15 protein-coding genes are annotated in these 16,689 nt (G+C 52.7%); 8 read left to right on the top strand and 7 right to left on the bottom strand.

All coding sequences use genetic code 11. The features are described from left to right. Positions 1–176: 176 nt before the first annotated feature. Positions 177–461 (bottom strand): DUF1435 domain-containing protein, encoded by a 285-nt coding sequence (locus tag ACCW76_RS04640; protein ID WP_034826266.1) that lies wholly within the window; start codon positions 459–461, stop codon positions 177–179. A 229-nt stretch (positions 462–690) separates the two neighbouring features. Here ACCW76_RS04640 and ACCW76_RS04645 point away from each other — a divergent pair, with 229 nt between their 5' ends. The 3 genes from ACCW76_RS04645 (at position 691) to ACCW76_RS04655 (ending at position 3,289) form a co-directional block, all read left to right on the top strand. Next, entirely contained in the window at positions 691–1,785 is a 1,095-nt protein-coding gene (locus ACCW76_RS04645) for a GGDEF domain-containing protein (protein ID WP_038649250.1), read from the top strand. A gap of 149 nt (positions 1,786–1,934) precedes the next feature. Further along, the gene (fhuF, locus tag ACCW76_RS04650; protein WP_038649253.1) at positions 1,935–2,729 is read left to right on the top strand and encodes a siderophore-iron reductase FhuF; all 795 of its coding nucleotides are present in this window, start codon (positions 1,935–1,937) and stop codon (positions 2,727–2,729) included. Between the two features lie 95 nt (positions 2,730–2,824). Next, complete coding sequence (locus ACCW76_RS04655; protein ID WP_038649256.1) at positions 2,825–3,289, top strand: YbaK/EbsC family protein; 465 nt, start codon at positions 2,825–2,827, stop codon at positions 3,287–3,289. Here ACCW76_RS04655 and ACCW76_RS04660 read toward each other — a convergent pair. The 4 genes from ACCW76_RS04660 to ACCW76_RS04675 all read right to left on the bottom strand — a co-directional run bounded on the left by ACCW76_RS04660 (position 3,286) and on the right by ACCW76_RS04675 (position 8,282). Beyond that, positions 3,286–4,539 carry an MFS transporter gene (locus tag ACCW76_RS04660; RefSeq protein WP_436337904.1) on the bottom strand — a complete coding sequence of 418 codons (1,254 nt, stop codon included), beginning with the start codon at positions 4,537–4,539 and terminating at the stop codon, positions 3,286–3,288. The two genes, ACCW76_RS04655 and ACCW76_RS04660, sit on opposite strands and share 4 nt — an antisense overlap. A 252-nt stretch (positions 4,540–4,791) precedes the next feature. Further along, positions 4,792–5,775, bottom strand: a complete 984-nt coding sequence (locus ACCW76_RS04665) for a nucleoside hydrolase (protein WP_038649259.1) — start codon at positions 5,773–5,775, stop codon at positions 4,792–4,794. Between the two features lie 12 nt (positions 5,776–5,787). Continuing rightward, positions 5,788–6,810 (bottom strand): LacI family DNA-binding transcriptional regulator, encoded by a 1,023-nt coding sequence (locus ACCW76_RS04670; protein WP_045832968.1) that lies wholly within the window; start codon positions 6,808–6,810, stop codon positions 5,788–5,790. A 77-nt stretch (positions 6,811–6,887) separates the two neighbouring features. Next, positions 6,888–8,282, bottom strand: coding sequence for an MFS transporter (locus ACCW76_RS04675; protein WP_436337905.1), 1,395 nt, complete (start codon positions 8,280–8,282; stop codon positions 6,888–6,890). A 580-nt stretch (positions 8,283–8,862) separates the two neighbouring features. Here ACCW76_RS04675 and ACCW76_RS04680 point away from each other — a divergent pair. Next, a complete protein-coding gene (locus ACCW76_RS04680) occupies positions 8,863–9,417 on the top strand; it encodes a histidine phosphatase family protein (RefSeq protein ID WP_038649268.1) in 555 nt (184 codons plus the stop codon). A gap of 70 nt (positions 9,418–9,487) precedes the next feature. On the opposite strand, the gene ACCW76_RS04685 is transcribed toward ACCW76_RS04680, so the two are convergent. Next, positions 9,488–10,438 (bottom strand): YncE family protein, encoded by a 951-nt coding sequence (locus ACCW76_RS04685; protein WP_038649273.1) that lies wholly within the window; start codon positions 10,436–10,438, stop codon positions 9,488–9,490. A 416-nt stretch (positions 10,439–10,854) separates the two neighbouring features. On the opposite strand from ACCW76_RS04685, the gene ACCW76_RS04690 reads away from it, so the two are divergent. After that, entirely contained in the window at positions 10,855–11,868 is a 1,014-nt protein-coding gene (locus tag ACCW76_RS04690; protein ID WP_436337906.1) for a glycosyltransferase family 32 protein, read from the top strand. Here the strand turns inward: ACCW76_RS04690 and ACCW76_RS04695 are convergent. Further along, positions 11,842–12,765, bottom strand: a complete 924-nt coding sequence (locus tag ACCW76_RS04695; protein ID WP_436337907.1) for a LysR family transcriptional regulator — start codon at positions 12,763–12,765, stop codon at positions 11,842–11,844. The two genes, ACCW76_RS04690 and ACCW76_RS04695, sit on opposite strands and share 27 nt — an antisense overlap. 120 nt (positions 12,766–12,885) lie before the next feature. Between ACCW76_RS04695 and ACCW76_RS04700 the strand changes: the two genes are divergently transcribed. The 3 genes from ACCW76_RS04700 (at position 12,886) to ACCW76_RS04710 (ending at position 16,673) form a co-directional block, all read left to right on the top strand. Next, a complete protein-coding gene (locus ACCW76_RS04700; protein WP_034826287.1) occupies positions 12,886–13,275 on the top strand; it encodes a tautomerase family protein in 390 nt (129 codons plus the stop codon). A 212-nt stretch (positions 13,276–13,487) separates the two neighbouring features. Beyond that, on the top strand, positions 13,488–15,779 hold the full coding sequence (gene opgB, locus ACCW76_RS04705) for a phosphatidylglycerol--membrane-oligosaccharide glycerophosphotransferase (RefSeq protein ID WP_436337908.1): 2,292 nt from the start codon (positions 13,488–13,490) through the stop codon (positions 15,777–15,779). A gap of 201 nt (positions 15,780–15,980) precedes the next feature. Further along, entirely contained in the window at positions 15,981–16,673 is a 693-nt protein-coding gene (locus tag ACCW76_RS04710) for a hypothetical protein (RefSeq protein ID WP_436337909.1), read from the top strand. The last annotated feature ends 16 nt before the right edge of the window (positions 16,674–16,689 follow it).

The raw sequence follows: 16,689 nt of genomic DNA on the forward strand, positions 1-16,689 counted from the left end.
CGGAATTGGTAGACGCGCTAGCTTCAGGTGTTAGTGTTCTTACGGACGTGAGGGTTCAAGTCCCTCCCTTCGCACCACGTTGTCTTACTTTCCTGGCAGTACATTCCCAACGTTGAATTAAACGAAAAAATCACGCGCTAAGCGTGTTTTGTCGTTTCTGCCGTTCGGAAACGGCATCAGATAATGTGGAAGTTCACCGTGACGGCCGCAGCGCCCCCGGCCAATGCCAGGCAAGAAGGCAGCAGCAGATAGTGACGCAGACGATGATGGAACAGCATCACTACCGTCAGCAACAGTGCCACAATCATCACCACGCGCCACTGGCTGAAACTCGGCTCCCACAGCGCGAAAATCGGTAAAGCAGCACAGGGCAACAAGACTCCCCAACCGCTGTCCAGCCGCTTACCCATCATCCAGCTCACGCCCCATAAGCCGCAGGCAGCCATCATCGCCATGATCATCGCGCAACCCTCAAATGATAAATATTCGTATTATCATATGACAATATTTCTCATCTTGCAGCGAATTTTTTATCGCGGGATGCGTTGGATGACAGATTTACTGGAAAATGCTAAATTGCCGCCGATAACTATTTCGATAACACGTCAATAACGTGCTCACTATCCGATTTGCGGGAGTATTTCCCACGGGTAGCGCTTTGATATTTCAGGGCTGTGAAGAGTAATAATAATGAAATTACAATCTTATGATGAGTTGAAACACAGCAAATATCGGCTTTCGCTGATGCTCTTTTTGTTTTTAAATGTCGCCGTTTCGCTTTTTTGCCTGATGCCTTTTTTAGGCACAGACAGCCCGGTAAGCTCGCTGCCAGTAGGCATTGTCGCGGCTTTCAGCCTGACGTTACTGACCGTTTGTCTGATGATGCCAAAACGGAAATTACCGCTATTAAATCCTGTTGCCATGATATTAGGTGCGCTCTGGGCATGGCACATTAACCACAGATACCATCAGGTTTTTTATTTTGATGGCAGCTTTTTAATAATCAGCTTGTTAAGCGTATTTTTTATCAGTGCCATTGCGCTCAGTGATTATTTGATCGCATTTTGTTTACACATTACGCCCCCCGTATTAACCGTATTGTTATTAGATGATGGTCAGCATTTAATGATGATCATTTTTACGATTACGCTGCCGTTGATCGGTTTCTCGCTGCATCATTTAATGCGCCGCCGTTTTGATACTTTTACCCGACGACTGGTTAGCCAGCTGTATGAGGAAAAAGAGAGTTTTAGCGATTTGAGTATGCTGGATCCGCTCACCGGTTTGTATAACCGCCGCGGCCTGAAAAATCGCCTCGACACCATTCTGGAAAACCACGCGGGCAGCCATTACGTACTGCTGCTGGATATTGACCACTTCAAAGCCTACAACGACAACTACGGTCATGCGATGGGCGATCAGGCGCTGGCGCGGGTGTCGGTTGCCATTCGGGATGCCGTGCGTTCACGCGATGTCGTCACGCGTTATGGCGGTGAGGAGTTTCTGGTGCTGATGACCAACGTTAACGCATCGATTGCGATGAAGCTGGCGGAGCGCATTCGTCAGTACGTAGTGGACCTCGAAATCCCGCATCGCTTTAATGAAAAGGTCTCCACCCACGTCACCATCAGTGCCGGAATCGCACCTATTTTTGGCGATGAGTTTGACCAGGCGGTGGCAAATGCTGACCGCGCGTTATACGTCGCGAAAAATCAGGGGCGTAACACCATACTCGCCTGGGAAGATTTGCCGAAGCTGACGCAAGTCAGTAATGACCTGATTTAACCGGTAGATGAGCGAAGCCATTTATCACCAAGCGGCATCGCCTGCTGATAAGTGGCTCCGTCCCCTTTCTTCGCTTGATGACATCTTGTTCGCATTGACAGTAACGATTATCATTTGTCTCACGATTCCCGTTATCACTCAGGACCGGCATGACCATTATCACGCGTCAGGATCATCGCTTTAGCGACCATCCTCTGATCTTTATGCAGAGCGACCGCAGCTTAGCGAGCGCACTGGAAGATCTGATGCGTGATCAACGCAGCTACATGCTGGATAACGTCAAACTCGGCCAGGCCGCTCCCGCAGGGACGTTGACGCTGGCCGAGTGGTCCACACCGCTTCACTATCGCCGCCTGACACAACGCTATAGCGATTATCTCTATCGCAATCACCCTGATGTGCAACATGAAGCCAAACCGCTGCAGTCACTTTGGGCACAATGGTATTTTGGCTTACTGTTGGCCCCGCTGATGCTGATGTTGCTGCAGGAGCCGCGGGCATTGAAGTGCGCGCCCCATCTGATTCATGTGGAATTTCATGAAAACGGCCATCCCTGCGCTTTCTGGATTGATGTGCAGGAAGATGAAGAGGCGCGTTACCTGAGTGCACAGCAGCGCATTGACCGCCTGATTCAGCAATGCCTGATCCCGGCTGTCAACGGCATGACGCAGCACGGTGATATCAACGCCAAACTCATCTGGAACAACATGGGTTATTCTTTTTACTGGTTCCTCGGTGAACTGAAAGGCCAGTTATCCGCGCCCGTCATCACTCAGCTGGAACAGGCATTGTTCTTCACCCAGACGCTGCTGGATGGCAGCGACAATCCGCTTTATCGCACCATGATCCCGCGTCATGGCGAGATGGAGCGTCGCAGTTGCTGCCAGCGCTATCGCATTCCGGACGTGGAACGCTGTGGTAACTGCACGTTAAAAGTGGTTTAACCTGCGCGCATTCTGTTACAGATTCTCTTTTTATCCCGTTTACACTTTTCCCCCCTTGTGGCAGCTTTTAGGCTCTGTTTTTACCGGAGAAAAAAATGAGCCTGGAGTCGGTACGGCACTTCTTTGCCGAACATGCACCGGATATCGACATCATCGAGATGCCGGAGAGCACCGCCACGGTAGAACTGGCCGCACGCGTCCATGGCGTGATGCCGGGGCAAATCGCCAAAACCCTGTCGTTAAAAGTGAAAGATGCCGTTGTACTGATTGTGACGCGCGGTGATGCCCGTCTCGACAACCGCAAGCTGAAAGCCGCACTCGGCGCTAAGGCACGCATGTTGAGTGTGGATGAGGTGGTGAACTGGACCGGGCATCCGGTGGGTGGCGTCTGCCCTTTTGGCCTGGAAAATCCCCTGACCGTTTATTGTGATGTGACCCTGCGCGGTTTTGATGAAGTGCTGCCCGCAGCAGGTTCGATTCACAGTGCTGTGCGCATTTCGCCGCAGCGCATGGCTGAACTGACTGCGGCGAAATGGATCGACGTCTGCGAGGCGCTTTAACGCTGTTCGCGCGCGACCGCACCGGATATTTCAATACCCCGCGTCTCTCGCCCAAAGGCGACAAATACGCAAATCAGCACCGCTACCGTACCGGCAACGATCGCCATCCCCAGGCCGTAGTTGCCGCCGTGGGCCTCGGCAATGCGAGACTGCAAGGTCGCATTGACCGAGGCAATCAGATTACCCAACTGATAAACGAAGCCCGGCAGCACCGCACGCGCATTTGCGGGTACCAGCTCGGTGAGATAGGTCGGCACCACGCCCCACGCGCCCTGCACCATAAACTGCATCAGGAACGCGCCAATCCCAATCATCCATGATCCGCTGGAGAACGCCCACAGCGGCAACACCGGCAGCGCAAGGAAGGAAGCAAGGATAATCGCTTTCTTACGGCCAATACGTTCTGACAGCGCACCAAAGGTAATCCCACCCAGCATCGCCGCAATGTTATAGCTGATGGCGATGATGCTCACCGTGTGCGGATCAAACTGATGCTGCACTTTCAGGAAGGTAGGATAGAGATCCTGGGTGCCATGACTGAAGAAATTAAAGCACGCCATCAGTAGCACCATATAGATGCAGATTTTCCAGTGCTGACGAATAATCGGCAGCAGCGCCGTGCTCTCTTTGCGTTCGCGTGCGGCCAGCCAGACCGGGGATTCCGGCACTTTAAAATAGATAAACGGCAGCAACAGAATCGGCAATGCGCCAATCAGGAACATGCCGCGCCAGCCTACCGACTCGAAAAACAGTCCGAAAATGATCGATGCCAGCAGGTAGCCACAAGGGTAGCCCGCCTGGAAGATGCCGGACATCAGCCCACGCGAGCGATCCGGAATGGTTTCCATTGCCAGTGACGATGCCACTCCCCAGATGCCGCCCATCGCCACGCCGTAAAACACGCGGAAGGCGAGGAAGGCGGTGAAGTTCGGTGACCATGCAGAGAGCAGCTCAAACAGTGAGAACATCACAATATTGAGCATCAGAATCGGGCGGCGGCCATACTTCTCAGCCAGACGGCCAAAAATTAGCGCGCCAATCGGTCGAACCGCCAGCGTGAGCATAATGGCAACAGAAACATCGGAGACGCTGGTGTTGAAATACTGGGCAAGATCGCTGAGTACAAACACCAGGATAAAGAAGTCGAACGCATCCAGCGTCCAGCTGGCGAAACTGGCAAACGCCACGTTTCGCTGGGTCGCAGTCCAGTTGAACATAGGGGTATCCTGTCTGATTAGCTTCCGGTTCATTGACCAGAATTTATTGGAACGTTATCCGGCGAATGATTTCGCTGGTTATTATTGTGTTAACTATTTGTATATAGCATGTCGGAAAGGAGGGCTGCGGCGGGGAATTGTCAGGGAGTGATTCGCGGTGTAAGGAAGCATGTCATCGAGTGAAACATTGCACCGCCTACAGCAGTGCAATCTGAAAGGGCAAATTCCAGGCGGTATGGCAGGAAGACCGGTGCGACTCAGTGTGCCGCACGCATTTATGGGCAATCAGCGCTGCAGTTGATTAAACGCCTTCTCAATCATCTCCAGCAGCAACGGATTGTTGACGTTCTGCATCACATGCACCAATGCCCCGGTCTGCTCCGGCACGCCAATGTCCAGGCGCAGTGGCGATCGATACCGCCAGCTCTTGCCGCGCGTTGCGCCGGCGCGTAACTCAATATCGACAAAGTAATCCACCCCATCCGCCACGCGCTGATTCAATAGCCAGGCAATCACCAGCGCATCGTGGATCCAGCAGCCTGGCAGATGGCGGGTGCGAATCGAGTAATCAATCCACGGGCGCAACGTTTCACGGACAAATTGCGGTAACGGATGGTCGTTGGTCGTCAGACGATTAAGATCCTGATGGGTCATCAATGTTTGTGTAGTGGCGTCCATCGGCACCAGCGTGATGGCTGCGCCGCTGTGCAGCACCTGATGCGCCGCTTCGGGGTCCAGACCAAAGTTGGTGTCTTTGATGTAATCATCTAAAGCGAACACACCGCCCATAATCACAATTTCTGCCACGGATTCAGCCATCTGTGGATAGCGCTGCAGCGCCTGCGCCACGTTGGTCAGAGGACCGATCGCCACCAGAGTAAATTCGCCGGGATTATCGCAAATCAGCTGGCCCATCACGCCTGCGGCATCATTGCCATCTGCCGCGAGCAACTGCGGCTTACGCACGCCCCGCCACAGTTCAGCGAGGTTCGCGTCCTTGACGCCATCGAGGCGTGCGCGCCAGGGGGCGGGGTCTTCGCGGAGTGCCTGCAACGCGCCCTGCACCACGGGAACATTGAGTCCTAATCGCTGGAGTAAATCTTTGGCAACCTGCGCCCCTAACGCACTCGGCGTGTTACCCGTGACGGTGGTGATCAGTTCAACCGACAGCGAAGGTGATGCCAACGCCAGTGCCAGCGCAAGGCCGTCATCGGTATTCGCCCCTGCAATTCCATTTCCCGGATCACAATCAATAATCAGTCTTTTCATGGTTTTATAGGTTTATTTTTGTTGAGTAAGCAGGCAGCCGCAGGACTCACCGATTTCAAGATAGTGAGGAAACTCTGCCAGTTGGGCTTCGCCATCCCCATTTTTCAGCATGGCGATAGCGCTGCGTGCCATTTCCCGCAGCGGTTGACGTACGGTCGTCAATGTCGGGACATGGAACGCGGATTGATCGGTGCCGTTAAAGCACACCAGGGCGACATCCTGCGGCACGCGCAAACCGTGTTCAGAGAGCGCGCGGATACAACCAATCGCCTGGCCCTCATTGCTGGTAAACAGCGCACGCGGCACTTGTCCGCGGGCAATCATACGTTTTGTGGCGTCATAACCGCCTTGTCGCGAGTAGCTGGCAGGGAAAATCAGGGTTTCATCGACCTGCAGGCCTTTCTCTGCCATGGCATCGCGCCAGCCCTGAATACGATCCTGGGCATTCAGCATCTCCAGCGGACCGCTGATCATGCCAACCTGTTGATAACCGTGGCTGAGCAGATGTTCAGTCACCTGACGTGAGGCCTCGCGCTCATTCACCCGCAACATGCTCACGCCGGGACGGGGGTCAACGCGATCCAGCATCACCAGCGGTGTACCACTGGCCTGAATCACATCTATGTATGGGTGGCGGTCGACACTGGTATAAAACAGGCCATCCACCTGACGATTCAGCAAGCCCTGAATCAGTTCCAGCTCACGCTTGCGATCATCTCCGGCATCCCCCAGCAGCATCACGTGGCCGTGATCCAGTGATTCCTGCAGCAGCATATGCGCCATTGAGGCCACGAAGGGGTTACTGATGTTCGGCACTACCAGGCCAAAGGTTTTGGTGCTGCCGGAAGCCAATGCACGCGCCACTGCATTCGGTCGATAGCCGGTCTGTTTAATCGCTTCCAGCACGCGCAACCGCGTGGCTTCCGCCACCGGGCGCGGTCCGTTGTTAATCACGTAGCTCACTACCGCCACTGAGGTGCCGGCGGCTTTCGCCACATCGCTACGTGTTACATTTCCGCCTGGGGATTTCGCCAATGCTCTTGCCTCTGCATGAATGCCATTGGCCGGCATAACCGGCCAATGGCACTGTTTCACTTACAGCGTGTTGCGCGTCAGATCGCATCTTCCGGCAGATTCAGATCGCGCCCACGCGTTTCCGGTGCCACAAACGTGGTCAGAAAACCGATGGTCGCCATCGCCGAGAAGTACACGGCAATCGCCCACCAGTGTCCGGTGAACGATAACAGCGCCGCAGCCACCAAAGGTGCTGTCCCTCCAGAAAGGATAGACCCCAGCTCTTTCGCCACCGCCATCTTGGTGTAACGGTGTTTGACACCAAACATTTCCACACCCCACGCGGCCTGCACCCCAAAAATACCGAGCGAGGCCAGCGCCATGCCTACAACCATCACCGGAATCACAATCGCCGGGTCACGACTGTCCATCAGGCTGAATGCCGGCCAGGCATAAATCATCAGCAGCAGACAGAAACCACGATAGGTGATACGGCGGCCAAAGCGGTCAGACATCCAACCGGCAAACGGAATAATCAGGAAACCCAGCAACGAGGCAATAAACACCGCCGTCGTTGGCACCGACTTATCGAGCATCAGCACTTTCGCGACATAACCGACGATAAAGCCCTGCGCCAGATAGGAAGGACCGTTTTCGCCGATACGTAAGCCGACCATCGTCCAGAACGCACGGCTGCGCTGCCAGAAACTGCGGGTATCAACCTCGGCGGCGGCATGCTGCAATGTGGCGTTACGCTCTGCCTGCAGTTGCGCCTGCTGGCGTTCAAACACCGGGGTTTCACGCAGATGACGACGCAGCCATAACGCGACCACGGCAATCAGCACGCTACTGAGGAACGGAATACGCCATCCCCAATCCAGCAAGGTTTGTTTATCCATCTGAATCACGGCAAGCCACACCAGCGAGGCGATCAGCGTGCCACTATTCGAGCCGAGGGCGATCACGGAAGAGACCAGACCGCGACGCGCAACCGGGGCATACTCGCCCAGCATCACGGTGCCACCAGACAGTTCTGCACCGGCGCCCAACCCTTGGGTAAAGCGCAACAGCACCAGAGAAGCGGGTGCCCAGACGCCGATCGTGGCGTAAGAAGGGATGAGACCAATCAATGTTGTCGATGCGCCCATCAGGATGATGGTAGCGATCATCACGGTTTTGCGGCCTTTCCGGTCACCGATCCAGCCAAACAGCAGCGCACCAATTGGGCGTGCAATAAACCCGACGGACCAGGTGGCAAAACTGGAGAGCAGCGCCATAGTGGGTGTGGCATTGGGGAAAAACACATCGCCAAAGATGATGCCTGCTGCCAGGCCATAGAGCGCGAAATCCGCATACTCCATTGCCGTGCCGAGCCAGCAAGAGAAGGTGGCGCGCCAGAAATCTTTGCGGCCAGAAGAGGTTTCCAGCTGCATGTCAGCAGCTGAAGAGGTGCTCAGTGAAGTTTGTTGCGAAACGGACTGATGTACCGTCATGACCTTTTCCCTGAAATAGGTGAAAACAGCAAACGCCCTTCCGTGGGACGGTTCCCTTGCAACAAGCGGAACTCCCCGGTGACGACGTTCAGTAGGCAAACCTGGATGAAAGTCAAAGAACTCCCTGGTGTTGGAATTCACTCATTCGCCTGTTCTCGTCGATGTTTTTTTCATCGATCGCATTAGTAAGGCAAATGTAACCACGTCATCTCAAGGCCAACTTTGTCTCTGGCACCGTGAGTTATCACTGTGGACATAGTCTATCTACGCGCGTAGATAAATCAAGTGATAAAAGTGAAAATAATTAATTTATCTTCACTATAGCTCGGGATTAGAAAGCAAAAATGGCGTTAATTCATAACATTACAGCTTATTCAAACCAACAGCAGCGCATTAACCTCAATGTAATTAACGAGCGTTGCTTATCATTAGCTGAGTTGTGGCTGATCCTTCATCGCGCTTTTTTTCGCACAAATCAGTTAAGCTTTGATGACAATTGCGAATTAATCTTAAAACCCTTTCGCCAGTGCGGTTCAGCTATCACCTGCATTACACTGGGTAAAAATCACACAGGGCGCCTATGACCATCATCCTCATGCGACACGGTAAACCTGACCATCCGGTCAGCGGGCGCTTTACTGCGCGAGCGCTGGCCGACTGGTGTGAGGGCTATGACCAGGCCGATATTTGCGACTCACCGCCGCCGCGCAGTATGGCCATCGCGCGAATGGCCCGCGTGATCGCCTCCAGCCCGCTACCCCGCGCGCGTTCCTCGCTCACGCGTCTCGGCCTGCAACCGCATGAGGTGGATGAGGTCTTCAGTGAAGTGGCCATGCCGCTGCTGCCGTTCGAACGCCTGCACCTGCCGCTGACCGTTTGGCTCGCCCTTTTGCGCCTGTTATGGTTATGCGGTTACGCCGGACATGTGGAATCGTTGACCCATGCCCGAGCACGGGCGCGTCAGGCGGCAGATAAGTTGGTCACGTTATCTAAACAGGGAACGGTGTTGCTGGTGGGGCATGGCATCATGAACAAAATGATCGCCCGGGAATTACGTAAACGCGGCTGGCAGGCGGAAAAACATGCCAGCAGCCGCCACTGGAGCAGCGCGATTTACCATCGCCCGTTTATTTAACCCTGATACGCCCAATCAAATATTGCGAGCAGGTGCCTGACGATCGTTGTCACAAGGAGATACCCCGCCGTCAGTTCAACTGGAAGTAACTCAGCACCTCACAGCCTTTTCCGGCGTTCGGGGTCGCTATCACTTTCATTTGCAGCAAATCAATCACGCTCAATGATCCATCGCCTTCATTGGCAATCAGCAGCGTTCGATTATCCGCACTGAAACAGCCATCCATCGGTTTGTTGCCAACTGGAACATCCCCCAACGGATTGAGTAAATCATCAAACAGTGTGATGAGCGGCTCCTGATCGCCAATCGCCACCAAACGCTCACCGTTGGCGCTAAAGCGCACGACCTGGCAGGGCTGTTGATGGGCCGTGAGTTTAATGCGCTGGCGAATACGATGGCTTTGGCGATCGACCACATACAGTAACGGTGCGTCGGCCGCGCTAGCGACCAGATAAGGATGCTTCGGCGAGGCCGCGATACCGGAGATCGGCCCCGGCAGCAGAATATTGTCAATGATGCGCCCTTCTGCCTCGCACAGATCCACCACCGTGATGCTGGCGTCTTCTTCGTTTTCTGTGAACAATTTACGCCCGCTGGGTGAAAGCGTCAGACGATGCGCATTGTGCGATGGCAGCTTAATTATTTTCTCCACCCTATCGGTAACGGGATCGATGACTGCCACAGCCGCACTGTTTTCACAGCAGAGGTAGACTTTGCCATCGCGGCCCAATTGGCCACTGTGGGGCGACTGCAACGGAGATAAATCGATAAAACCGCTGATCTGGCGTTTGCGTAGATCGATCACCGCCACTTTGTGACCAGGATGGGGATTGTCGCCATGAATGCCGTCACCATAGATAGGCACATAGGCTTTCTCTTGCTCAGGTAACATCAGTAACTCATGCGGACGCGGCGGAAACGCATTCAGCTCCTGTTGCACGGCAAAGGTGTCGGGATCGAGAAACAGAACCCGATTCCCCTGCTTATCGACCGCCAGTAATCCACGGTTGTGTGGCTGCATAGTGCCTCCTTTGTGTTAACCACCTTGTTTAAGCGTAGTTAACCTGCATCAACAAGGGGCAAATCCCTGCCAGGCCAGCGAAAAATGTAGCCGCTTTAAAGCATTTGAATGCGGGGATTTTTTATCTAACCCGCAGCCAGCGCCAAGGCCAAGTTATTTTATTAGGAATAGTCCTAACGATGATTAATTATAAAATCAGCCGGCCATTCAATTATTTCCGGGAAATTTTACGCTTAACGGATCCTTCATTTTCCGGTTTATCTGAAAGCAAAAAAAAGTAATAGCCTCTTAGACCAGAATGCTTTATTAAGCTGATGTGAGTACTTTTTACACACAGCCGTGAGGAAACATAAGAGCGCATAAGCTGCCAGCATCAGGGAATCCTTGCCACCATAATCACAATAATCAGGTGCACCATGAATAAAAAACGTCTCCAGCCAGCGCTCGCGCTCTGGCAGAACTGGAAAAGAATCGCTTTTACCAGCCAGACATTACTGCAGAAAAAACAGCATACTGCGCTCTGCGCGCCGGAGTACGATCCTAGCGAAGAGGACAATATCGTGTTGTTTTCTGGCGAAAAGTCGCTGCCAGAAATACCGAAAAAAGTGTGGATGTATTGGGATAGTGAATATTTACCGAAATCTATGATGTTAAATATTCAAAAGCTGCGCAAAGATAATCCTGATCACGATATCTATTTGCTCAATCGATTAACGGTAAAAGAAGTTTTACCTGATTTTATTTTCACCTCAACATTATTAAGCGAACAGCAAAAAAGCGAAGTCATTCGTCTGGAACTGCTGTTGCGCTACGGCGGTATTGCTATTGATTGCAGCACGCTGTTATTTGAAGATCTCTCATGGGTGCATCGTGCCCATCAAGAGCGCTGCATGGATGTGATTGGTTATTATCGTGAAAATTCCACCGTCAATTATCTGGCGCCAGTGATTGAAAACTGGTTCCTGGCGGCGGCACCGAATAACCCGTTTATTCGTGAATGGCAGAAGCAGTACGCCCCCATCAAACATCTGGGTGAGCAAAATTATTTCAACGAGCTCAACAAGCGCGATGACTATGCACTCCTGACCCAGAAAATTGACCAACCGCAGCAGCAGTTGGGTTCACTGGCGCAACAGGCGGCGATGCGGGAATATCGTCGGGTGAATCTCTATCTGCGCAAGTGTGAAGCCAACGCTTACTATTATCAGCGTTTGAGCGGCTGGAAAAGCGAGGCGTTTGCACATGCCATCCTGTTCAACCAGCGTCCTATGACGCCACCACCGGTGATTAAGCTCAGCGGTAACGAACAGATGCACCTCGACTTCAACCTGCGTTTAGGCAATTACAACCGCAGCAGCCTGCTGGGTGAGATGATGCAGCCGCATGCGGCGATGGCGTTGGCTTCACCCATCAACAAAGCGCGCGCGTAGCCAGTGGATAAAGGTGGTCACCGCCCGTGGCACCTGTGCTGCATACGGGCGCACCACCCACAGCCGATCGGCAAAAGCATCCACGGTTTGCCACTGCGGCAGAACCTGTTGCAACGTGCCTGCTGCCAGCGACGCCGCGGCGCTGAAATCGGGCAGCATGGCAATGCCCAGTCCTTGCAGCGCGGCATCGCGGATTGATTCGCTGTTATTGGTAGCAAAATTACCCTGAATTTTTACCTGCACGGATTCACTGCCGCCACTCACCGGGCGAAAACGCCATTGTGGCGATTCCAGACCACGCGGATAGTAGAGGCAGTTATGTTGCTGCAACGATTCTGGCACCTGAGGCACACCGTTTTGCGCCAGATAAGCCGGCGAGGCCACTAACAGCGCGCGCGTCTCACACAGCGGCAACGCCACATGGGTTTCGGGCAATGTCTGGCTATGGCGAATGGCGAGATCAAATCCTTCACTGCCTAACGACACTAAGCGATCGGTAACATCCAGCTGCAGCCGCACCTGCGGATACTCTCGCAAAAAATCACCGATAATCGGCACCAGCTGCTGACGTGCAAACGCCACCGGCGCGCTGACACGCACCAGGCCGCGGACTGGCCCGGCCTCATCGCGCACGCTGAAAAAACTTTGGGCGATGCGTGCGAAAGGATCGCGCAACTCATCCACCAGCTTCTCGCCCGCCGAGGTCAGACGCACGCTGCGCGTGGTGCGCTGCACCAGTGACACCCCCGCCATCTCTTCGAGCTCTTTAATCTTTTGGCTCATGGCCGCTTTGCTGACATCTAATCGTTCAGCTGCACGAGTAAAACTGCCCAGTTCAGCCAGCACCGTTAGCCAGTGCAAATGCACCCAGAGTGCATCAGTTTTGATTTCTTTCATATGGATTGTTCAAAATAATAAATAATCATTTCAACCAGCGCGCTTTTTCTTTCCTGCAGCAAGCGGCAGCATAAAGCCACATCCTACTCTTATCTTGTGAGCAAAAACGAGGGTTTATTTATGCCGTTACTGACTTTTGATGTGATTCAGGGCCGTTCTGAATCAGAAATTCGTACCTTGCTGGACGCCGCGCACCGCGCGGTATTAACCGCGTTCAAAGTACCCGCGCGGGATCGCTATCAGATTGTTCATGAGAATAAACGCTATCAAATGGTGTTTCAGGATACCGGGCTGGGTTTCGAGCGGACCGATAACCTGGTGATGGTGCGCGTGTACACCAGCCCAAGAAGTGAAGAACAGAAAACGCTATTCATGGCAGAGTTAGCGCGCGAGTTGCAGGAAAATTGTGGCGTGCAAGGCAACGATCTGATGATCAGTTTTATCACTAACAGCAAAGGCGACTGGAGCTTTGCCGACGGCGAAGCGCAGTATCTGACTGGCAAGCTCTGATCCCTCCTCGCCCCTCGCTGGCAGCGGCGCGTGCGTTGCTGCCAGGTCAAACCATAGTCAATCTAAACCTGCCTTAAACGGATCGGAACCCGCCGCACAATTCTGTGTGGTTATGTTGCAGCACTGTGACAGCCCATATAAATTGACGCATAACCCCCAAAGAGGGCCGAGGGCGCAGGGATGGCGTCACTATTTTATGTGAGGATCAAACCTTGTCCGAGTTGGTTTCGGTTGTACTCTTTTTAGCGGCAATCGCCGTTTACTCCTACAAAGCCGGGCGAAATAAATTCTGGTTTATCCTGATCTTAGTGCTGCTCACGCTGTTTATCGTGCTCAATGCCACGCTGTTTGCCAGCAACTATTTTACCGGCGATGGCATCACCGATGCGGTGCTGTATACCCTGACCAACAGCCTGACAGGTGCCGGCGTCAGTAAATATGTGGTGCCCGCTATTGGATTAATCATTGGCCTGTTTTTGCTGTTTTGCCTGCTTTCCTGGCTGCTACGCCGCCGTAAACGGCCGCATCATTTAGGCTGGAGTTTACTGGCTATCGCCTGCGCTGCAGGTTCGGTGCAAACCACACCTGCTTTTCGTCAGGTGAAGGATCTTATTGCCTCACATTCACGTCTGGCCGACTCTGATTTCGATAACTATTATAAGACGCCCAATAAAACCATTCCCGATCCCAAACTCAACCTGGTGTACATCTACGGTGAGAGCCTTGAACGCACCTATTTTGATCAAGATGCTTTCCCCGGACTCGCGCCGGAACTGAGTCGCGAAAAAGACCAGAGCATCGATTTCAGTGAAACCGAACAGTTACCAGGCACCGATTATACCATTGCTGGCATGGTCGCTTCTCAATGCGGTATCCCACTGTTTGCCCCTTTTGATGGCAACGCTTCGGCCTCGCTTTCCAGCTTTTACCCGCAGAATATTTGCCTCGGCGATATCCTGAAGAATTCCGGCTATGAAAACTGGTTTATCCAGGGCGCAGACTTACGTTTTGCTGGCAAGGATACCTTCCTGCTGTCACACGGCTTTTCGCCCGCGCATATGTACGGCTCGCAAGAGCTCATCAGCCGCGTCGCCGATCCCAGTTACCGCAACAACTGGGGTTTTTACGATGATACGGTGATGGATGAAGTGTTTGAGAAATACGAAGCGCTTTCACGTCAGCAAAAACGTTTTGCCTTGTTCACCCTGACGGTGGACACCCATCACCCTGACGGATTTATCTCGCGCAGCTGCCAGCGCAAAAGCTACAGCTACGATGGCAAACCGAACCAATCCTTCAGTGCGGTGGCCTGCTCACAAGAGCATGTCGCGCGTTTGATTGCGCGCATCAAAGCGTCGCCCTGGTTCAAAAACACCATCATCGTCGTCAGTTCGGATCATCTGGCCATGAATAACACCGCGCATCAGTACCTGATTAAGCAGCCGCGCCGCGATCTGTTTATGGTGATTCGTGGTGACCAGCCACAAGCAGAAGTGCTGGATGGCAAACGCAGTACCCTGGATAACGGTGCGACGGTGCTGGATATTCTGGGTGGTGATAAGGCGATTGGACTCGGCCGCAGCGGCCTCTCTTCGACGTCTTTATCGGCGCAGTTTGAAGACATGGCGCAAAAAGTGACCGCATGGAAAGCCGATATCATCCAGCTGTGGAATTTCCCCAGCAAGCTCGATGCGTTTACTGTCGACCAGCAAAAAAATACCTTCAGCTTCTCCGGCTCTACCTTTAAATTGCCTATTCTATTTCGCATTGGGCAAGATCGCGTCGAGCCACTGCCAGAAGGCGAATATTCGGCACCGCTGCGCTACCAGCTCGCAGACTTTACCGCTTCTGATAAATTTGTCTGGGTCGATCGCTGCTTCAAGATGGGCCGTTTATGGCAGCCCGATTTGGCACTCTCTAGCGATCTCTGTGTCGCCATGGGCCAGATGGGTGCAAAACCGACGGTAACGCGCATCGATAAACCGCAGTGGAAGGGCAAAGCGCAATTCCCGAAAGCCGAGGTGAGTGCCGCGACTTATCAACTCAACGAGCAGCAGATTCGCGTGGAAGATAATGCGATTCGCTATAACGCCGACAGCTTCCTGCTGACTGTGCCAGGCGCGCCCGACAGCGTGAAGCGTTTCACTGGAATATCTCGCCCCGAAAGCTGGGGACGTTGGTCAAATGCGAATCTGGCACCTGAAGTGAACATCGAATATGTCGAACCTTTACCGTCTCGCTTTGATGTGCAGATCACCGCGCGCGCTTTTGGACCCAATGCGCATCGACTGATTCCAGTTCGCGTCGGTGATGAAGAGCAGATGCTGAATCTGGGCGATGATTTCTCGACCACCACACTGCACTTCAGCAACCCCAACGGCAGTCACAACCTGATTATTGCGCCACCTGAGCCGCAACTCTCTAACGTCGGCAATATTACCGGGCAGGATCCGCGCAAATTGGGCATTGGAATGGTGGAAATAAAAATTATTCCACATCCGTAAAATTAAGCCATTCCCCCACCCATGCAGGCCTGCCAACGCGCAGGCCTTTTTTATTAGTTGTTTTCGTTACTTATTGTAAGCATTGATTTTTTTCGAGATGCCGCGCAAAATCCATTTCATTACATTGTGAAACTATCACCTGCTGGATAGGCTTTCATTTTCACGGAAGGACACCAGAGGAATGAAAGGATGATACTGACCATGATTAACACGCATAAAGCCTATAAAGCGTTACAGGATGCAGGCGTCGCCGATAGACAGGCTGAGGTAATGGTGGAGATTTTTGCTGATATGCAGCAGGAAAATGCCTTAACCAAATTTGACTTGTCACAGGCGACAGAAAGCCTGATCCGGGCGCAAAGCGCGACAAATAACCGACTCGATGCTCTCGAAGGCCGCTTAGACCAATTTCAAAACGAGGTTACATTACAATTTCACGGCGTGAATCAGCGTTTTGAAGTGCTCGAAAAAAGTATCGATGGGCGGTTTGATGAAGTTGATAAAAAGTTTGCGAGGATCGAGGAGAGATTCTCCAGAATCGATGAGCGGTTTGAGAAAATTGACGTGCAGTTCGCCAAAATCGATAAAAGATTCGATAAAATCGATGAGAGATTCGCAAAAATCGATGAGAAATTTGAAAAAATCGATGAGAGATTCGCAAAAATCGATGAGAAATTCGCAAAAATCGATGAGAAATTTGAAAAAATCGATGAGAGATTCGAAAAAATCGACGAACGGTTCAATCAGCAAGACATTAAAATCAACGCGTTAGACCAACGGATGCAGATTGGTTTTACCGAGTTAAAACAAGACAACATCTGGATCAGACGCGTTCTGCTCACTATCGCCACCGCATTGATTGCCATGACGACAAAATATCTCTTAAACAGCTGAGCCAGGCGGGCAGCCC

This window comes from Pantoea sp. C8B4 (genome assembly GCF_051336905.1).
In the GTDB taxonomy this organism is placed as follows: Bacteria; Pseudomonadota; Gammaproteobacteria; order Enterobacterales; family Enterobacteriaceae; genus Pantoea; species Pantoea rwandensis_B.